Source organism: Streptomyces sp. TRM64462 (assembly GCF_013362995.1).
Classification (GTDB): Bacteria; Actinomycetota; Actinomycetes; order Streptomycetales; family Streptomycetaceae; genus Streptomyces.
Map to the genome: position 1 here is coordinate 17,984 of NZ_JABWDV010000145.1, position 14,836 is coordinate 32,819.

Annotated in this window: 17 protein-coding genes; 11 read left to right on the forward strand and 6 right to left on the reverse strand. The window is 72.2% G+C overall.

Translation table 11 applies throughout. The features are described from left to right. Nucleotides 1-8 precede the first annotated feature (8 nt). The 3 genes from HTZ82_RS06725 to HTZ82_RS06735 all read left to right on the forward strand — a co-directional run bounded on the left by HTZ82_RS06725 (nucleotide 9) and on the right by HTZ82_RS06735 (nucleotide 2,622). Nucleotides 9-1,376 carry an ABC transporter permease subunit gene (locus tag HTZ82_RS06725; RefSeq protein WP_175408361.1) on the forward strand — a complete coding sequence of 456 codons (1,368 nt, stop codon included), beginning with the start codon at nucleotides 9-11 and terminating at the stop codon, nucleotides 1,374-1,376. Then, nucleotides 1,373-2,299: a carbohydrate ABC transporter permease gene (locus HTZ82_RS06730; RefSeq protein ID WP_175408362.1), complete on the forward strand. Its 927-nt coding sequence runs from the start codon at nucleotides 1,373-1,375 to the stop codon at nucleotides 2,297-2,299. The genes HTZ82_RS06725 and HTZ82_RS06730 overlap by 4 nt, the downstream gene beginning before the upstream one ends. Before the next feature lie 146 nt (nucleotides 2,300-2,445). After that, complete coding sequence (locus HTZ82_RS06735; RefSeq protein WP_175408363.1) at nucleotides 2,446-2,622, forward strand: hypothetical protein; 177 nt, start codon at nucleotides 2,446-2,448, stop codon at nucleotides 2,620-2,622. A 13-nt stretch (nucleotides 2,623-2,635) separates the two neighbouring features. On the opposite strand, the gene HTZ82_RS06740 is transcribed toward HTZ82_RS06735, so the two are convergent. Next, the gene (locus HTZ82_RS06740; RefSeq protein WP_175408364.1) at nucleotides 2,636-3,865 is read right to left on the reverse strand and encodes an acyl-CoA dehydrogenase family protein; all 1,230 of its coding nucleotides are present in this window, start codon (nucleotides 3,863-3,865) and stop codon (nucleotides 2,636-2,638) included. Nucleotides 3,866-4,015: 150 nt separating this feature from the next. On the opposite strand from HTZ82_RS06740, the gene HTZ82_RS06745 reads away from it, so the two are divergent. Further along, nucleotides 4,016-4,666 (forward strand): TetR family transcriptional regulator, encoded by a 651-nt coding sequence (locus tag HTZ82_RS06745; RefSeq protein ID WP_175408365.1) that lies wholly within the window; start codon nucleotides 4,016-4,018, stop codon nucleotides 4,664-4,666. Between the two features lie 77 nt (nucleotides 4,667-4,743). Here the strand turns inward: HTZ82_RS06745 and HTZ82_RS06750 are convergent, their stop codons facing one another. Together HTZ82_RS06750 and def are read right to left on the reverse strand one after the other, a co-directional pair. Beyond that, nucleotides 4,744-5,757 (reverse strand): hydroxyacid dehydrogenase, encoded by a 1,014-nt coding sequence (locus HTZ82_RS06750; protein ID WP_175408366.1) that lies wholly within the window; start codon nucleotides 5,755-5,757, stop codon nucleotides 4,744-4,746. A 254-nt stretch (nucleotides 5,758-6,011) separates the two neighbouring features. Continuing rightward, nucleotides 6,012-6,569 carry a peptide deformylase gene (def, locus tag HTZ82_RS06755; RefSeq protein ID WP_175408367.1) on the reverse strand — a complete coding sequence of 186 codons (558 nt, stop codon included), beginning with the start codon at nucleotides 6,567-6,569 and terminating at the stop codon, nucleotides 6,012-6,014. Nucleotides 6,570-6,683: 114 nt separating this feature from the next. Here def and HTZ82_RS06760 point away from each other — a divergent pair, with 114 nt between their 5' ends. The 7 genes from HTZ82_RS06760 to HTZ82_RS06790 all read left to right on the forward strand — a co-directional run bounded on the left by HTZ82_RS06760 (nucleotide 6,684) and on the right by HTZ82_RS06790 (nucleotide 13,016). Next, entirely contained in the window at nucleotides 6,684-7,922 is a 1,239-nt protein-coding gene (locus HTZ82_RS06760; protein WP_175408368.1) for a MurT ligase domain-containing protein, read from the forward strand. 27 nt (nucleotides 7,923-7,949) lie between these two features. Further along, entirely contained in the window at nucleotides 7,950-8,678 is a 729-nt protein-coding gene (locus HTZ82_RS06765; protein WP_175408369.1) for a type 1 glutamine amidotransferase, read from the forward strand. Between the two features lie 213 nt (nucleotides 8,679-8,891). Next, nucleotides 8,892-9,917, forward strand: a complete 1,026-nt coding sequence (locus tag HTZ82_RS06770; RefSeq protein WP_175408370.1) for a 6-phosphofructokinase — start codon at nucleotides 8,892-8,894, stop codon at nucleotides 9,915-9,917. A 108-nt stretch (nucleotides 9,918-10,025) separates the two neighbouring features. Continuing rightward, entirely contained in the window at nucleotides 10,026-10,979 is a 954-nt protein-coding gene (locus tag HTZ82_RS06775) for a cytochrome c oxidase assembly protein (RefSeq protein ID WP_175408371.1), read from the forward strand. Nucleotides 10,980-11,081: 102 nt separating this feature from the next. Further along, entirely contained in the window at nucleotides 11,082-11,252 is a 171-nt protein-coding gene (locus HTZ82_RS06780; protein ID WP_175408372.1) for a hypothetical protein, read from the forward strand. Between the two features lie 96 nt (nucleotides 11,253-11,348). After that, the gene (locus HTZ82_RS06785) at nucleotides 11,349-12,188 is read left to right on the forward strand and encodes a pectate lyase (protein WP_175408373.1); all 840 of its coding nucleotides are present in this window, start codon (nucleotides 11,349-11,351) and stop codon (nucleotides 12,186-12,188) included. Nucleotides 12,189-12,287: 99 nt separating this feature from the next. Further along, the gene (locus tag HTZ82_RS06790) at nucleotides 12,288-13,016 is read left to right on the forward strand and encodes a 1-acyl-sn-glycerol-3-phosphate acyltransferase (protein WP_175408374.1); all 729 of its coding nucleotides are present in this window, start codon (nucleotides 12,288-12,290) and stop codon (nucleotides 13,014-13,016) included. 48 nt (nucleotides 13,017-13,064) lie between these two features. On the opposite strand, the gene HTZ82_RS06795 is transcribed toward HTZ82_RS06790, so the two are convergent. From HTZ82_RS06795 to HTZ82_RS06805, 3 genes are all read right to left on the reverse strand, one after another. After that, the gene (locus HTZ82_RS06795; RefSeq protein ID WP_175408375.1) at nucleotides 13,065-13,811 is read right to left on the reverse strand and encodes an urease accessory protein UreD; all 747 of its coding nucleotides are present in this window, start codon (nucleotides 13,809-13,811) and stop codon (nucleotides 13,065-13,067) included. Beyond that, complete coding sequence (gene ureG / locus HTZ82_RS06800; RefSeq protein ID WP_175408376.1) at nucleotides 13,808-14,506, reverse strand: urease accessory protein UreG; 699 nt, start codon at nucleotides 14,504-14,506, stop codon at nucleotides 13,808-13,810. Before ureG ends, HTZ82_RS06795 begins: the two co-directional genes overlap by 4 nt. A gap of 18 nt (nucleotides 14,507-14,524) precedes the next feature. Next, the coding region (locus HTZ82_RS06805; RefSeq protein ID WP_302852208.1) for an urease accessory UreF family protein at nucleotides 14,525-14,836 on the reverse strand (312 nt) is incomplete at its 5' end.

Here is a 14,836-nt window from a genome sequence, read left to right on the forward strand (position 1 = left end):
AGTTCACCATGACCTCAGTCACCGAAACCGCCCGGCGGGGCGCCACGGCCGCGTCCCCGGACGCGGACGCGCGGCGCCGCGCCGGGCGGCGCCGGCGGATCATCGCCGTCGCCTTCGTCCTGCCCGCGCTGCTGCTGCTCGGCGCGCTGGTGGTGTACCCCGTGCTGTTCTCGGTCGGCCGGAGCTTCTTCGACGCGTCGGGCACCCGGTTCGTGGGCGGCGGCAACTACGTCGAGATGTTCCGCGACCCGGCCACGCTGAAGGCCGTCCGCAACAGCACGGTCTGGGTCGTCGTCGCACCCACGCTGCTGACCGGCCTGGGCCTGATCCTGGCCGTCCTGGTGGAGAAGATCCGCTGGGCGGCCGCGTTCAAGCTGCTGCTGTTCCTGCCGATGGCGGTGTCGTTCCTCGCGGCGGGCATCATCTTCCGGCTCGCGTACGAGGAGGACCCGGACAAGGGCGTCCTCAACGCGGCGGTGGTGGGCGTCCACGACATGTTCGAGGACGGCGCGTCGTACCCGGGCGCACGGGTCCGGGAGGGCGAGACCGTACGGAAGGCCGCCGACGGCTCGTACGAGACGACGGCGACGTTGTCGCCGGGCGACGCACCGGTGCCGCTGGGCCTGGTGGGCGTGCGGCCCCAGGAGGTCCCGTCGGAGGCCCGCCCGGCCTCGGAGGCCGCGTCGCAGCCCGGCCCCGGCGAGCTGCGCGGAGTGGTCTACCTGGACTTCACGCCGGGCGGCGGGGGCGCGCCGGGGAAGGTGGACGCGGCGGAGCGCGGCCTGCCGGGCCTGACCGTGGAGGCGGTACGGGACGGCCGGGCGGTGGCGTCGGCGACCACGGCGCCGGACGGCTCGTTCCGCTTCGACGGCCTGGAAGCGGGCGGGGCGTACACGCTGCGGCTCCCCGCGGGGAACTTCGCGGCGCCCTTCTCGGGCGTGTCGTGGCTGGGCCCGGCGCTGGTGACACCGGCGATCATCGGCGCGTACCTGTGGATCTGGACGGGCTTCGCGATGGTGCTGATCGGCGCGGGCCTGTCGGCGCTGCCGCGTGACGCGCTGGAGGCGGCGCGGATGGACGGCGCGAACGAGTGGCAGGTGTTCCGGCGGATCACCGTGCCGCTGCTGGCGCCGGTCCTGACGGTGGTCTTCGTCACGCTGGTCATCAATGTGATGAAGGTCTTCGACCTGATCTACATCATCGCGCCGGGTCCGGTGCAGCAGGACGCCACGGTGCTGGCCACACAGATGTGGCTGGTGTCGTTCGGCGGCGGCAACGACCAGGGGCTCGGCAGCGCGCTGGGCGTTCTGCTGCTGCTCCTGGTGATCCCCGCCATGGTCTTCAACGTCCGCCGTTTCCGCAGGAGCCAGTCATGACCGCGACAGCGCCGGCCCCGGTGCACCCCGGAGCACCCACCAGGAAGCCGCCGGCCCCCGCCGCTCCCCCACCGCACCGCCGAAGCCGCCGCCTCCGCGGCTGGCTGGGCAACGGCGTGGTGCAGGCGTTCCTGCTGGTGGTGGGCCTGGTCTGGATCACTCCGGTGGCGGGACTCCTCCTGTCGTCGCTCCGCTCGCCGCAGGACAGCGCGTCGAGCGGCTGGTGGACGGCCCTGGCGGATCCGGGCCGGCTGTCGTTCGCGAACTACGCGTCGCTGCTCGACAACGCGGGCATGACACGGGCGTTCTGGAACACGGTCCTGATCTCGGTGCCGACGACGGTCCTGGTCGTGGTCATCGCCGCCCTCGCCGGATACGCCTTCGCCTGGCTGGAGTTCCCCGGCAGGGACTGGCTGTTCCTGCTGGTGGTCGCCCTGCTGGTGGTCCCGGTCCAGGTGGGCCTGCTGCCGGTGGCGAAACTCTTCGGCCAGCTGGGCCTGTTCGGCACGATCCCGGGCGTGGTGCTGTTCCACGTCGCGTACGGCCTTCCCTTCGCCATCTTCCTCCTCCGCAACTACTTCGCCGAGCTGCCTAAGGAGATGCTGGAGGCGGCCCGCATGGACGGCGGCGGCGAGTGGCGCATCTTCACCCAACTGGTACTGCCGGTAGGCCGCCCGGCCATCGCGAGCCTGGCCATCTTCCAGTTCCTGTGGGTCTGGAACGACATGCTGGTCGCCCTGCTCTTCGCGGACTCGTCCGCCCAGCCGCTGACGGTGGAACTCCAGTCCCAGGTCCGCCAGTTCGGCAGCAACATCGACGTCCTGGCCCCGGGCGCGTTCCTGTCCCTGGTGGTCCCGGTGGCGGTGTTCCTGATCTTCCAGCGCCACTTCGTGCAGGGGGTGATGGCCGGCTCGGTGAAGTGACGCGGCGCACACCCCACGCACCGGGATACACGTACCGTGACTCGACGAACGCTGTACGTGTCCATCCTGCGCCGCTCATCGTGTGAATGCTCACGATGGGCGGCGAACAGGGTGGTATCGGCGTACGGACTCCCTACTCTGGAACCATGTCCACGTCCCCGTTCGAAACCGATACGCCAGACACCGAAGCCCTCAACGCCGCGATCCGCGAGCTGTGGGCACGATCGGGCGGCACGCTGTCGGCGGACGGCCAGCGGATCTACCAGGCCCTCGTGACCGCGTGGGCGGCAGCCGACCGCGGCGACATCGCACCGGCCGCCTAGGGCGTGTCCTCGGTCAGCGGATCGGCATGCCCGAGAGCGTGCGGGCGATGACGAGGCGCTGGATCTCGCTGGTGCCCTCGAAGATGGTGTAGATCGCCGCGTCGCGGTGCATGCGCTCGACCGGGTACTCGCGGGTGTAGCCGTTACCGCCGAGGATCTGGACGGCCTGCGCGGTGACCTTCTTGGCGACCTCGCTGGCGTACAGCTTGGACATGGAGCCCTCGGCCGACGTGAAGGGCCTGTTCGCGCTCGCCATCCAGGAGGCGCGCCAGACGAGGAGGCGGGCGGCGTCGATCTGGGTGCGCATGTCGGCGAGTTGGAAGGCGACGCCCTGGTTGTCGATGATCGGGCGGCCGAACTGCCGGCGGGTCCTGGCGTAGTCCAGGGCCACCTCGTACGCCGCGCGGGCCGTGCCCACCGCCATGGCGCCCACCGCGGGGCGGGACGCCTCGAACGTGGCCATCGCGGCGTTCTTCACCCGGTCTCCACCGCTGTTCCGCGCCTTCTCGCGGGCGCGGGCCAGGCGTTCGTCGAGCTTCTCCTTGCCGCCCAGCAGGCAGGAGCCGGGGACCCGTACGTCGTCCAGGACGACCTCGGCCGTGTGCGAGGCGCGGATGCCGTGCTTCTTGAACTTCTGGCCCTGCGACAGGCCGGGGGTGCCGGGCGGGACGATGAAGGAGGCGTGGCCCTTCGAACCCAGTTCGGGGTCGACCACGGCCACCACCACGTGGACGTCGGCGATGCCGCCGTTCGTCGCCCACGTCTTGGTGCCGTTCAGGACCCACTCGTCCTTGGTCGCGTCGTACACGGCCCGGGTACGCATCGCCGCGACGTCCGAGCCGGCGTCGGGCTCGGAGGAGCAGAACGCGGCGACCTTGACGTCGTCGGCGTCCCCGTACATCTGCGGGATCCAGGTGCCGATCTGCTCCTCCGTACCGTTGGCGAGTACGCCGACGGCGGCCAGGCCGGTGCCCACGATGGACAGGGCGATGCCGGCGTCGCCCCAGAACAGCTCCTCCATCGCCACCGGGATGCCGAGGCCGGTCGGGTCGAAGAACTGCTGGGCGTAGAAGTCGAGGGAGTAGATGCCGACCTTGGCGGCCTCCTGGATCACCGGCCAGGGGGTCTCCTCGCGCTCGTCCCACTCGGCGGCGGCCGGGCGGATCACGTCCTCGGCGAATCCGTGCAGCCAGTCACGGACCTGCTTCTGGTCGTCGTTGAGCTCGAGCGTGAACTCGGCCATGATCCCTCCCGGCGGACATACGGCGTGCGGTGTTACTTGCGGTAACCGCAGTCTGTTACCGGTAAGTAGCCGCTGTCAACCGGCAGCCGGACCCGGGTCGGTGTTACGTTGCGCAGGCCTCGGGAACATCGACGGGCGGGGAGAGACGCTATGGACACCACACACCGGACCGAGCAGCAGCGGTCGGCCGAGCAACGGCGCCGCGAACTACTCGAGGCCGCCGACCGCGTGGTGCTGCGCGACGGGCCTCAGGCGTCCATGAACGCCATCGCCGCGGAGGCCGGGATCACCAAGCCGATCCTCTACCGCCACTTCGGCGACAAGGGCGGCCTCTACCGGGCGCTCGCCAAGCGCCACACCGACGCCCTGCTGGCCGCCCTGCGCGGCGCGCTGGACGCGCCCGCCGAGCGCCGGCAGCGGGTGGAGGCCACCCTCGACACGTACCTCGCGGCGATCGAGGCGCGGCCGCAGGTGTACCGCTTCCTGATGCACCCCGCCGAGGACGGCGGCGCCCAGCAGCCCGAGCAGGGCTTCGACGTGGGCCGGCACTCGGCACCGCTGCTGCGCCGGATGGGCGAGGAGCTGGCGGAGGTCATCGCCGAGCGCATCGACCTGGGCGAGGGCGGGGAGGCCCTGGCGCGCGTGTGGGGGCACGGGATCGTCGGGATGATGCACGCGGCCGGCGACTGGTGGCTGGGCGAACGGCCCTGCTCCCGTGCCGAGTTGGTGTCCTCCCTGGCCGAGCTGCTCTGGGGCCGGCTCGCCGCCGCCCATGACCGCAAGGACGGCCCGGGCTTCTGAGGCCCCTCACTTGAGGGCCCAGAGGAGCGTGCGCAGCGGGCCATGCGGAGTTGGGGTGTCCCGCCGCCGGCCAGGGCTCAGGCGACACGGGACAGGTCCGCGTGCCGCACCTGGTGGGCCGGGGGCAGGCCCGCGGCCAGGCGTTCCAGTTCCTCGACGACGATACGGCCGAGCCGCTCCAGCTCGTTGCCGAGTGAGCCGGCGATGTGCGGGGTGAGGAAGACGTTGGGCAGGTGGTACAGCGGGGATCCGGCGGGCAGCGGCTCGGGGTCGGTGACGTCGAGGACCGCGTGCAGCCGGCCGGAGACCAGTTCGTCGGTGAGCGCCCCGGGGTCGACCAGAGCGCCGCGCGAGGTGTTGATGAGCACGCCGCCGTCGCGGATGAGGGCGAGCCGGTCGCGGTCGAGCATGCGGTAGGTCTCAGGGATCTCCGGGGCGTGCAGGGTGACGATGTCGCTGCGCCGGAGGAGGTCCTCCAGCGAGAGCGGCTCGGCGCCGAGTCCGGCTGCCTCGGCGGAGCTGACGTAGGGGTCGTGGAGGAGGACGGTGAAGTCGAAGGGCCGCAGCAGTTCCAGCAGCCGTCGGCCCACGCGCGAGGCGCCGATGACGCCGATCCTGCGGCCGACGTTGCCCGTGGAGGCGGTCTCGGCGGACGTCGGGTACGCGTGGGTAGCGCGGTAGCGCTCGCGGTGGGTGAACGCGTCCTTCCCGGCGAGAAGGATCATGGCGAGTGTGTACTCGGCGACCGGCAGCGCGTTGCCGGTCACCGCGCTGGAGACGGTGACGCCGTGTTTCCACAGGGCCTCTCCGACCAGTGACCGGACCGAGCCCGCGGCGTGCAGGACGGTACGCAGCATGGGGGTGGCGGCGAGGAGCCCGGCATCCAGGCGGGGGCAGCCCCAGCCGGTGATCAGCACCTCGGTGCGGGCCAGGTCGGAGGCGACCGCCGGATCGGCGAAGTCCCGCACCACGAGCGCCGGGTCGATGTCGCTCGCCCGAATCAGCCGGGCCATGAGCGGCGGAGGGAAGAGCAGGGGGAGGTGCACCGGGTCCATCGCGAACACGGCCGTCGGTGGCTGCGGGCTGGGCATGGCCCTCCTGACATGCTGATGGAAGCATTTTCAGCAAGCGCCTTCTACGGTATGGACGGCGTGCGGGCATGGTCAATCGGTGCCCGCCTCGGGGCAGGGTTCCGTCCGCACCCGGACCGGACCGCTCCGCGTGCCGTACGTCAAGGGCGCGGGCGAGGATACCGGTTGGGCGCGCCGTACTGGGTGCGTGTGGAGCACAGGGCCCGAGCCGCCGCGGTCTCGGTACGCCGACGGCGTCCGCGGCGTCCGCGGCGTCAGTCGCGGACGCCGGAGGCCCGGCCCCACGGCGTCCTGCGGGCCGCCCGCAGCAGCCTCGCGCGGCGCAGGCCGGTCAGGCGGTCCGGGTACACCAGCCCGTCCAGGTGGTCGCACTCGTGCTGGAGGCAGCGGGCGAAGAAGCCCGTGCCGTCGACCCGGACCGGCGCGCCGTGGACGTCGACGCCCTCCACCACCGCGTGGTCGAAGCGCTCCGTCCCCGCTTCGAGCCCCGGCAGCGACAGACAGCCCTCCGCTCCCCGCACCGTCACCCCGTCCGCCTCCACCAGGCGGGGGTTGACGACATGGCCCAGGTGCCGGACGTCCTCGTCGTCCGGGCAGTCGTAGACGAAGACCCGCAGGCCGACGCCGATCTGGTTCGCCGCCAGACCGACGCCGTTCGCCGCGTACATCGTGGCGAACATGTCCTCGACCAGCCGTACGAGGGACGGGCCGAAGTCGGTGACGGTCTCGCAGGGCGTGTGCAGCACCGGCTCGCCGAGCAGGCTCATGGCCCGTACGGCGCCGGAACTGCCGGGGATCGGCCGGTTTCGCATGGCGACCAGCGTACGATCCGCTCGCCACCTGCACTCCGGCAGGTGGCGGGGTGCGGGGCCCCGACCGGATCTCGATAGGCTGAGTCCGGACCCACGCTAGGAGGAACAAGGACGATGGCAGGCAACTCGGAGCCGCTGTCGCCGCGCGCCAAGCTGGCCGTGACGGCGGGCAAGGCCGTAGCGGCGGCGTCTCGCGCGGCGGGCCGCGGCAGCGGATCGGTGATCGGTGGCCGGGTCGCGCTCAAGCTCGACCCCGACCTTCTGGGCCGCCTCGCCCAGCATCTGGACGTCGTCCTGGTCTCGGCGACCAACGGCAAGACGACGACCACGCGGCTGATCGCCGAGGCCCTGCGCGCCAGCGGCCCGGTCGTCTCCAACGCGCTCGGCGCCAACATGCCCGCGGGCATCACCTCCGCCCTCGCGGGCGGCAGCGACGCCAAGTTCGGCGTCATCGAGGTGGACGAGAAGTACCTGGCGGGGGTGGCCCGCGATGTCACGCCCAAGGCGATCGCGCTGCTCAACCTCTCCCGCGACCAGCTCGACCGCGCCGCGGAGACCCGCATGCTCGCGGAGAAGTGGCGCGAGGGCCTGGCCGGCGCGAAAGCCGTGATCATCGCCAACGCCGACGACCCGCTCGTGGTGTGGGCCGCGTCGTCCAGCCCGAACGTGGTGTGGGTGGCGGCCGGCCAGGAGTGGAAGGACGACGCCTGGTCCTGCCCCGCCTGCGGCGGTGTGATGCAGCGCCCGGGCGACGACTGGTTCTGCGGCGAGTGCGGCTTCCGCCGCCCCTCCCCCACCTGGGCGCTCAGCGGCGACCACGTCCTGGACCCGCACGGGCAGGCGTGGCCGATCCAGCTCCAGCTTCCCGGCCGCGCCAACAAGGCCAACGCCGCCACGTCCGCGGCCGTCGCCGCCGTGTTCGGGGTGCCGCCGCAGGTCGCCCTGGAGCGCATGTACCAGGTGCAGGCCGTGGCCGGCCGGTATGACGTGGTGTCCTTCCAGGGCCGTGACCTGCGGCTGCTGCTCGCCAAGAACCCGGCCGGCTGGCTGGAGACGTTCTCGCTGATCGACCCGCCGCCGAGCCCCGTCATCCTGTCGGTCAACGCCCGCGGCGCCGACGGCACCGACACCTCCTGGCTGTGGGACGTGGACTACCCGCGGCTGGCCGGGCACCCGATCTCCGTGATCGGCGACCGCAGGCTCGACCTGGCGGTCCGCCTGGAGGTCGCGGGCCTCGACTTCCGGGTGTGCGAGTCCCTCGACGAGGCGGTGCAGCTCGCGCCGCCCGGGCGGATCGAGCTGATCGCCAACTACACCGCGTTCCAGGACGTGCGCCGCCGCGTCGGCAACTGACCTCCGACCCGAAGGACAAGCAAGAGCATGAGCGACAGCAGTCTGCGTCTGGTGTGGGTCTACCCGGACCTGCTCAGCACCTACGGAGACCAGGGCAACGTCCTCGTCGTGGAGCGCCGCGCCCGCCAGCGCGGCCTGGACGTGCAGCGCGTGGACGTGCGCAGCGACCAGCCGATCCCGACCTCCGGCGACATCTACCTGATCGGCGGCGGCGAGGACCGGCCGCAGCGGCTCGCGGCCGAGCGGCTGCGGCGCGACAGCGGTCTCAACCGGGCGGCCGAGAACGGCGCGATCATCTTCTCGGTGTGCGCCGGCTACCAGATCCTGGGCCACGAGTTCATCAACGACCTCGGTGAGCGGGAGCCCGGCCTCGGTCTCATCGACGTGATCTCCACACGCGGCGAGGGCGAGCGGTGCGTCGGCGACGTGCTCGCCGACATCGACCCGCGGCTGGGCCTGCCGCAGCTGACCGGGTTCGAGAACCACCAGGGCATCACCCACCTCGGCCCGACGGCCCGCCCCTTCGCCCGCACGGTGTTCGGCCGGGGCAACGGCACGGGCGACGGCACGGAGGGCGCGTACAACGACACGGTCTTCGGTACGTACATGCACGGCCCCGTCATGGCCCGTAACCCGCAGATCGCGGACATGCTGCTGAAGCTGGCGCTCGACGTGAACGCGCTGCCGCCGGCCGACGACCGGTGGTACGAGGCGCTGCGCGCCGAGCGCATCGCGGCGGCGAGCCAGCCGGAGTAGCCCCGCGGGCACCGCCGGCGGCGGCCGCACGGAACCGGGTTCCCTCCGGTTCTCCGTGCGGCCGCCGTCTGACGTTTCGTCTGTTCCTCCGAAGTACGTCCAAAGGTCGGACGTCCGGTTCGGCGGTTTCACCCCGCGCCGGTAGGGTGGCGGTCGATCCAGCCGGACGACGTGGTCCGGGAGTCGGCCCACGTTGCAAAGGTATTTCGGGCTATGCGCATTGGTGTGCTCACTTCCGGCGGCGACTGCCCCGGTCTGAACGCCGTCATCCGCTCTGTCGTGCACCGCGCCGTCGTCGACCACGGTGACGAGGTCATCGGATTCCACGACGGCTGGAAGGGCCTCCTGGAGTGCGACTACCGCAAGCTCGACCTGGACGCGGTCAGTGGCATCCTCGCCCAGGGCGGCACCATCCTCGGGTCGTCCCGCGTCCAGCCCGCCCACCTGGTGGACGGTGTGGAGCGGGCCAAGGGGCACGTCGCGGACCTCGGCCTCGACGCGATCATCCCGATCGGCGGCGAGGGCACCCTCAAGGCGGCGAACCTCCTGTCACAGGCCGGGCTGCCGATCGTCGGCGTCCCGAAGACCATCGACAACGACATCGCGTCCACGGACGTGACGTTCGGCTTCGACACGGCCGTCGGCGTCGCCACGGAGGCCCTGGACCGGCTGAAGACCACCGCCGAGTCGCACCAGCGGGTCCTCATCGTCGAGGTGATGGGCCGGCACACCGGGTGGATCGCCCTGCACTCCGGCATGGCGGCCGGCGCGCACGCCATCGTCGTGCCCGAGCGGCCCTTCGACATAGAGGAGCTGACCGCCCGCGTCGGCGCGCGTTTCGAGGCGGGCAAGCGGTTCGCGATCGTCGTGGCCGCCGAGGGCGCGAAGCCGCGCGCGGGCTCCATGGAGTTCGACGAGGGCGGCAAGGACATCTACGGCCACGAGCGGTTCGCCGGCATCGCCCGGCAGCTCTCGGTCGAGCTGGAGAACCGGCTCGGCAAGGAGGCCCGCCCGGTGATCCTCGGCCACGTCCAGCGCGGCGGCACCCCCACCGCGTACGACCGTGTCCTCGCCACCCGCTTCGGCTGGCACGCGGTGGAGGCCGCGCACCGCGGCGAGTTCGGCATGCTGACCGCGCTGCGCGGCACGAACATCGTCATGGTGCCGCTCGCCGAGGCCACCGAGACCCTGAAGACCGTCCCGACCGACCGGTACGCGGAGGCCGAGACCGTCCTCTGATCCCCTGGGCTCGTACGACGTGAACCGCCCCCGGTCGCCGACGCGGCCGGGGGCGGTTCTAGTCTGGTGCGGCAAGCGGACAACTCAGCACGAATCAGGAGCGGGCGGATGGATCACAGCGGGCACGGCATGCCGATGGACCTGCCGCCGTTCACGCTGGAGCGGGGGCTCGCGCTCTCCCCGGACACCTTCTTCGCCGTCGGCTGCCTCCTGGCGCTCGCCCTGTACGGGTGGGGCGTCGCGCGGCTGCGGCGGCGCGGCGACGGCTGGCCGGTCGGCCGTACCGTCTTCTTCACGCTCGGTGTGCTGACCATCGCGCTGGTGACGTGCACGGGGCTGAACGACTACGGCATGGTCATGTTCAGCGTGCACATGGTGCAGCACATGATCATCAGCATGCTGTCGCCGATCCTGCTGCTGCTCGGCGCGCCGGTGACGCTGGCGCTGCGGGCGCTGCCGGTCTCCGGCCGGGGGCGCGGCAAGGGGCCGCGCGAGCTGCTGCTCGCGCTGCTGCACAGCCGCTACACACGGATCGTGACGCACCCCGCGTTCACGATCCCGATGTTCATCGCGAGCCTGTACGCGCTGTACTTCACTCCGCTCTTCGACTTCCTCATGGGGTCCAGGCCGGGGCACATCGCGATGATGGTCCACTTCCTCGCGGTCGGCCTGGTCTTCTTCTGGCCGATCATGGGCGTGGATCCGGGCCCGCACCGGCCCGGCTACGTGATGCGGATGCTGGAGCTGTTCGCGGGCATGCCGTTCCACGCGTTCTTCGGGATCGCGCTGATGATGGCGACGGAGCCGATGGTGGGCACGTACACGAACCCGCCGGCGTCGCTCGGCATCGACGCCCTGTCCGACCAGAACGCGGCGGGCGGTATCGCGTGGGCGTTCAGCGAGATCCCGTCGGTGGTGGTGCTGGTCGCGCTGCTGTACCAGTGGTACCGCTCGGAGGAGCGCGCGGCGCGGCGCTCGGACCGGGCGGCGGACCGGGACGGGGACAAGGAGCTGGCGGCGTACAACGCGTACCTGGCCTCGCTCCAGGCGCGCGGGCGCTGACGAGCTCGTGCACGGTAGGCCGGGGACACGGCCGGCCGGTGGCGCTCCGGGTGTCCGAGGGGTCACGATGGCATCGGGGCCCACGGCTCGGAGGAGGGCGTGATGTCCGGTTCCGTTTCCACTTCCACGAAGGCGATGGGTGCGCTGACCGTCGGGGGGCTGGTCGTGGCGACCGCGTACTCGGTGGCGCTGGGCAGCAACGGCTGGCTGTGGTTCGCCTGGATCGTCCTCGGCCTGGTGACGCTGGGGATGCTCGCCACCCGCGACGGCTGAGACGGCGGAGCCGGAAAAAGCTCCTCGAGTGACGGCAACCCCGTGGGGTCGCGGCGGCGACCACGGGGTGCACCTGACCCCCACTCGAGGAATCACATGAGTTCAGAGACACAGCCGCGTACCCGGCACCGTCGCCGCGTCGGCCGCCGCCGCGCCCTCGTCGGCGGCCTGAGCGCCCTCGGCCTGACCGGCGCGGCGCTGGTCGCCAACGGCATGCTGGCGCCCGCCGGGGCCGTGGCCGCTGCAGCCGGCTGGCCCAAGCCGACCGACGACCGTCCGGTGACCAGGACGATCGAGTTCTCGGGCACGTACGACGGCGGGCTCAAGCGCTTCTACGGCAGCGGGAACCTGGGCGACGGCGGGCAGGACGAGAACCAGGCGCCGCTGTTCAAGCTGAAGGACGGCGCGATCCTGAAGAACGTCGTGCTCGGCTCCCCCGCGGCCGACGGCATCCACTGCATGGGCAGCTGCACACTGCAGAACGTCTGGTGGGAGGACGTCGGCGAGGACGCCGCCTCCTTCAAGGGCACGTCGGCGTCGTCCGTGTACAAGGTGTACGGCGGCGGCGCCCGGAAGGCCTCCGACAAGGTCTTCCAGTTCAACGGCGCGGGCAAGCTGGTGATCAGCAAGTTCCAGGTGGCCGACTCGGGCAAGCTGGTCCGCAGCTGCGGCAACTGCTCCAGGCAGTACCAGCGGACGATCATCGTCAACGACGTGGACGTGACCGCGCCGCTCCAGCAGATCGTCGGCGTCAACGCGAACTACGGCGACACGGCGGCGCTGCGCAACATCCGCGTCCACGGCGACAGCGGCCGCAGGATCAAGCCGTGTGTACGGTACGAGGGCAACAACACGGGCAAGGAGCCCAAGCAGCTCGGCAGCGGACCGGACGGCACGCACTGCCGGTACGTCGCCTCGGACATCACGTACAAGTGACCTGATCCCGTACGGGTGAGCCGACCAGCGGCCCCGGGGCCGCATCGCTGACACCGCGGCCCCGGGGCGGCATCATGCCGTGCATGAGGGAGGCGGCCCATGTTCTATCACGTGCTCAAGTACGTGCTCCTCGGTCCCGCGCTGCGGTTGCTGTTCCGGCCGCGGACGGAGGGCATGCGGTATGTGCCCGAGCACGGTGCGGCCATCGTCGCGGGGAATCATCTGTCCTTCTCGGACCACTTCCTGATGCCGGCCGTGCTCCGACGGCGCATCACCTTCCTCGCGAAGCAGGAGTACTTCACCGGGCCCGGGCTCAGAGGGCGGCTGACGGCCGCGTTCTTCCGCAGTGCCGGACAGATCCCGGTGGACCGCTCCGGCAAGGAGGCCGGGCAGGCGGCGATCCGGGAGGGGCTGGGTGTGCTCGGCCGGGGTGAACTGCTCGGCGTCTACCCGGAGGGCACGCGCTCGCACGACGGGCGGCTCTACAAGGGCAAGGTCGGGGTCGCGGTGATGGCGCTGAAGGCGGGCGTGCCGGTGGTTCCGTGCGCCATGGTGGGCACGTTCGAGATCCAGCCGCCCGGCAAGGTCCTGCCGAAGATCAGGCGGGTGACGATCCGGTTCGGTGAGCCGCTGGACTTCTCGCGGTACGCCGGGATGGAGAACGAGAAGGCCGTGGTCCGGGCGGTGACGGACGAGATCATGTACCGGATCCGCGAGCTGTCGGGGCAGGAGTACGTGGACGAGTACGCCGCGGTCGTGAAGGCCGCCGCGGAGCCCGGGCCCGAGGCCGCAGGGCGCCGGGCGCGGCTGCCGTGGCGGCGCCGCTGAGCACCCGGCCGCCGGTGAGCACCCGGCCGCAGCTGAGCACCCGCCCGGTCACGGCGCCGCCGTCAGCTCCGCCAGGGCCGTGTCCAGGACGCGCCGCAGCCGTAGCGCGTCCGGCGCGACAGCGGTCACCAGGGCGGCGGGCCCCGCGAGCGGCGTGACGGCCGCCGTGTCGCCGAGCAGCCGGGCCTGCGCGGGCCGGGCTTCGAACTCCGGCCGTACGACGAGGAGTTGCCCGACCGCGCGGTGCCCCGCGAGGACCGCGCCGCCGTCCCAGCCGCCCGGGGCGCCGGGGCCGCAGGCGAGTTCCTGGTCCAGCAGGGGCCGACCGTCGCGGCGGACGGTGAGGCGTGTGGTGAGCGTGCCGGGGGGTTCGCCGGTGCGGCCCAGGACCTGTTCCTCGCGCAGGACCAGGCGGGCGGTCGGGGCGAGGTCGACGGTCGTCCGCATCCGCAGGTCGGAGCCGTGCGCGGCGATCAACTGCTCGGGCAGCCAGCGCAGCGCGGCGCCCTCGCCCACCGTGAGCCGCACGTCGTACGCGGCGGGCGCGCCGTCCGGGCCCGGCAGGGACACCGTCGCCGCCGCCGCGTCGACCGTGAGCCGCGCCCCGTCCCGTACGAGCGCCTCCAGGGCGAGCCGGTCGCCGCCCAGCGGGGCGCTCATCGCGCCGACGACGGTCACGCGCGCGTAGGGGCCGGTGGCCCGGGTGCGGCGCAGGGCCAGGGGTCCTTCGCTCTCCAGGACCGGCAGGGCGCCGCCCGGGTCCGCGACGATCCTGGCCGTGGCGTGGACGCTCACGCGGCCCCGGCCGTGGCCGCAGCCGTCCAGGCGGCCAGCCGCTCCCGTACCCAGTCCGCCACGGGTGCCACGCCGTTCTCGCCGGTCAGCGAGGTGAAGAGGACCGGCAGGGCGCCGCGCTGCTCCTTGGCGTCTCGGGCCATGCGCTCCAGGTCGGAGCCGACGTACGGGGCGAGGTCGGTCTTGTTGACGACGAGCAGGTCGGCGGTGGTGACGCCGGGGCCGCCCTTCCTCGGGATGTCGTCGCCGCCCGCGACGTCGATGACGAAGATCTGCGCGTCGACGAGGCCCTTGGAGAAGGTGGCGGTGAGGTTGTCGCCACCGGACTCCACGAGGATCAGGTCGAGCGGGCCGACCGTGGCCTCCAGGTCCTCGACGGCTTCGAGGTTCGCGGAGATGTCGTCGCGGATGGCCGTGTGGGGGCAGGCGCCGGTTTCGACGGCGGTGATCCTCTCCGGCGGCAGGACGGCGTTGCGGAGCAGGAATTCGGCGTCCTCGCGGGTGTAGATGTCGTTGGTGACGACGGCGAGGGAGAGCTGGTCCCGCAGGGTACGGCAGAGGGCCGCGACCGTGGCCGTCTTGCCGGAGCCGACAGGGCCTCCGAGTCCAATGCGCAGGGCGCGGCGGGTGCCGTCGGGGCGGAAGGCGTCGGCGCTGACGGCGGCCGGGCCGCCGTGGGAGTGGTCGAGGTGCATGTTCGGCTCCAGGGTCGTTTACGAGGCGAAGAGGCGTACGGGCCAGGCCGCGTGCTGCTCCGCCGTGATGTCCAGCAGCGGCGCCGACGCGGCCGGGAGGGCGTCGACGCCCTCCCGTGCGGCGGCCGTGGCGCGGGCGGCGACGTCGTCCATGTCGGGCGCGAGCCGCGCCAGGACGGCCGTCGCCTGGAACGGGTCGAGGCTCAGCAGCCGTACGGCGGCCGTCGCCGGGCCGCTGACGGTCTCGTACGCGGCGCAGTGCGCGGCGTCCTCGGGCCCGAGCCCGGCGGCGCGGGCCGTCGCGCCGAGCACCACCGGCTGGTGGGCGCC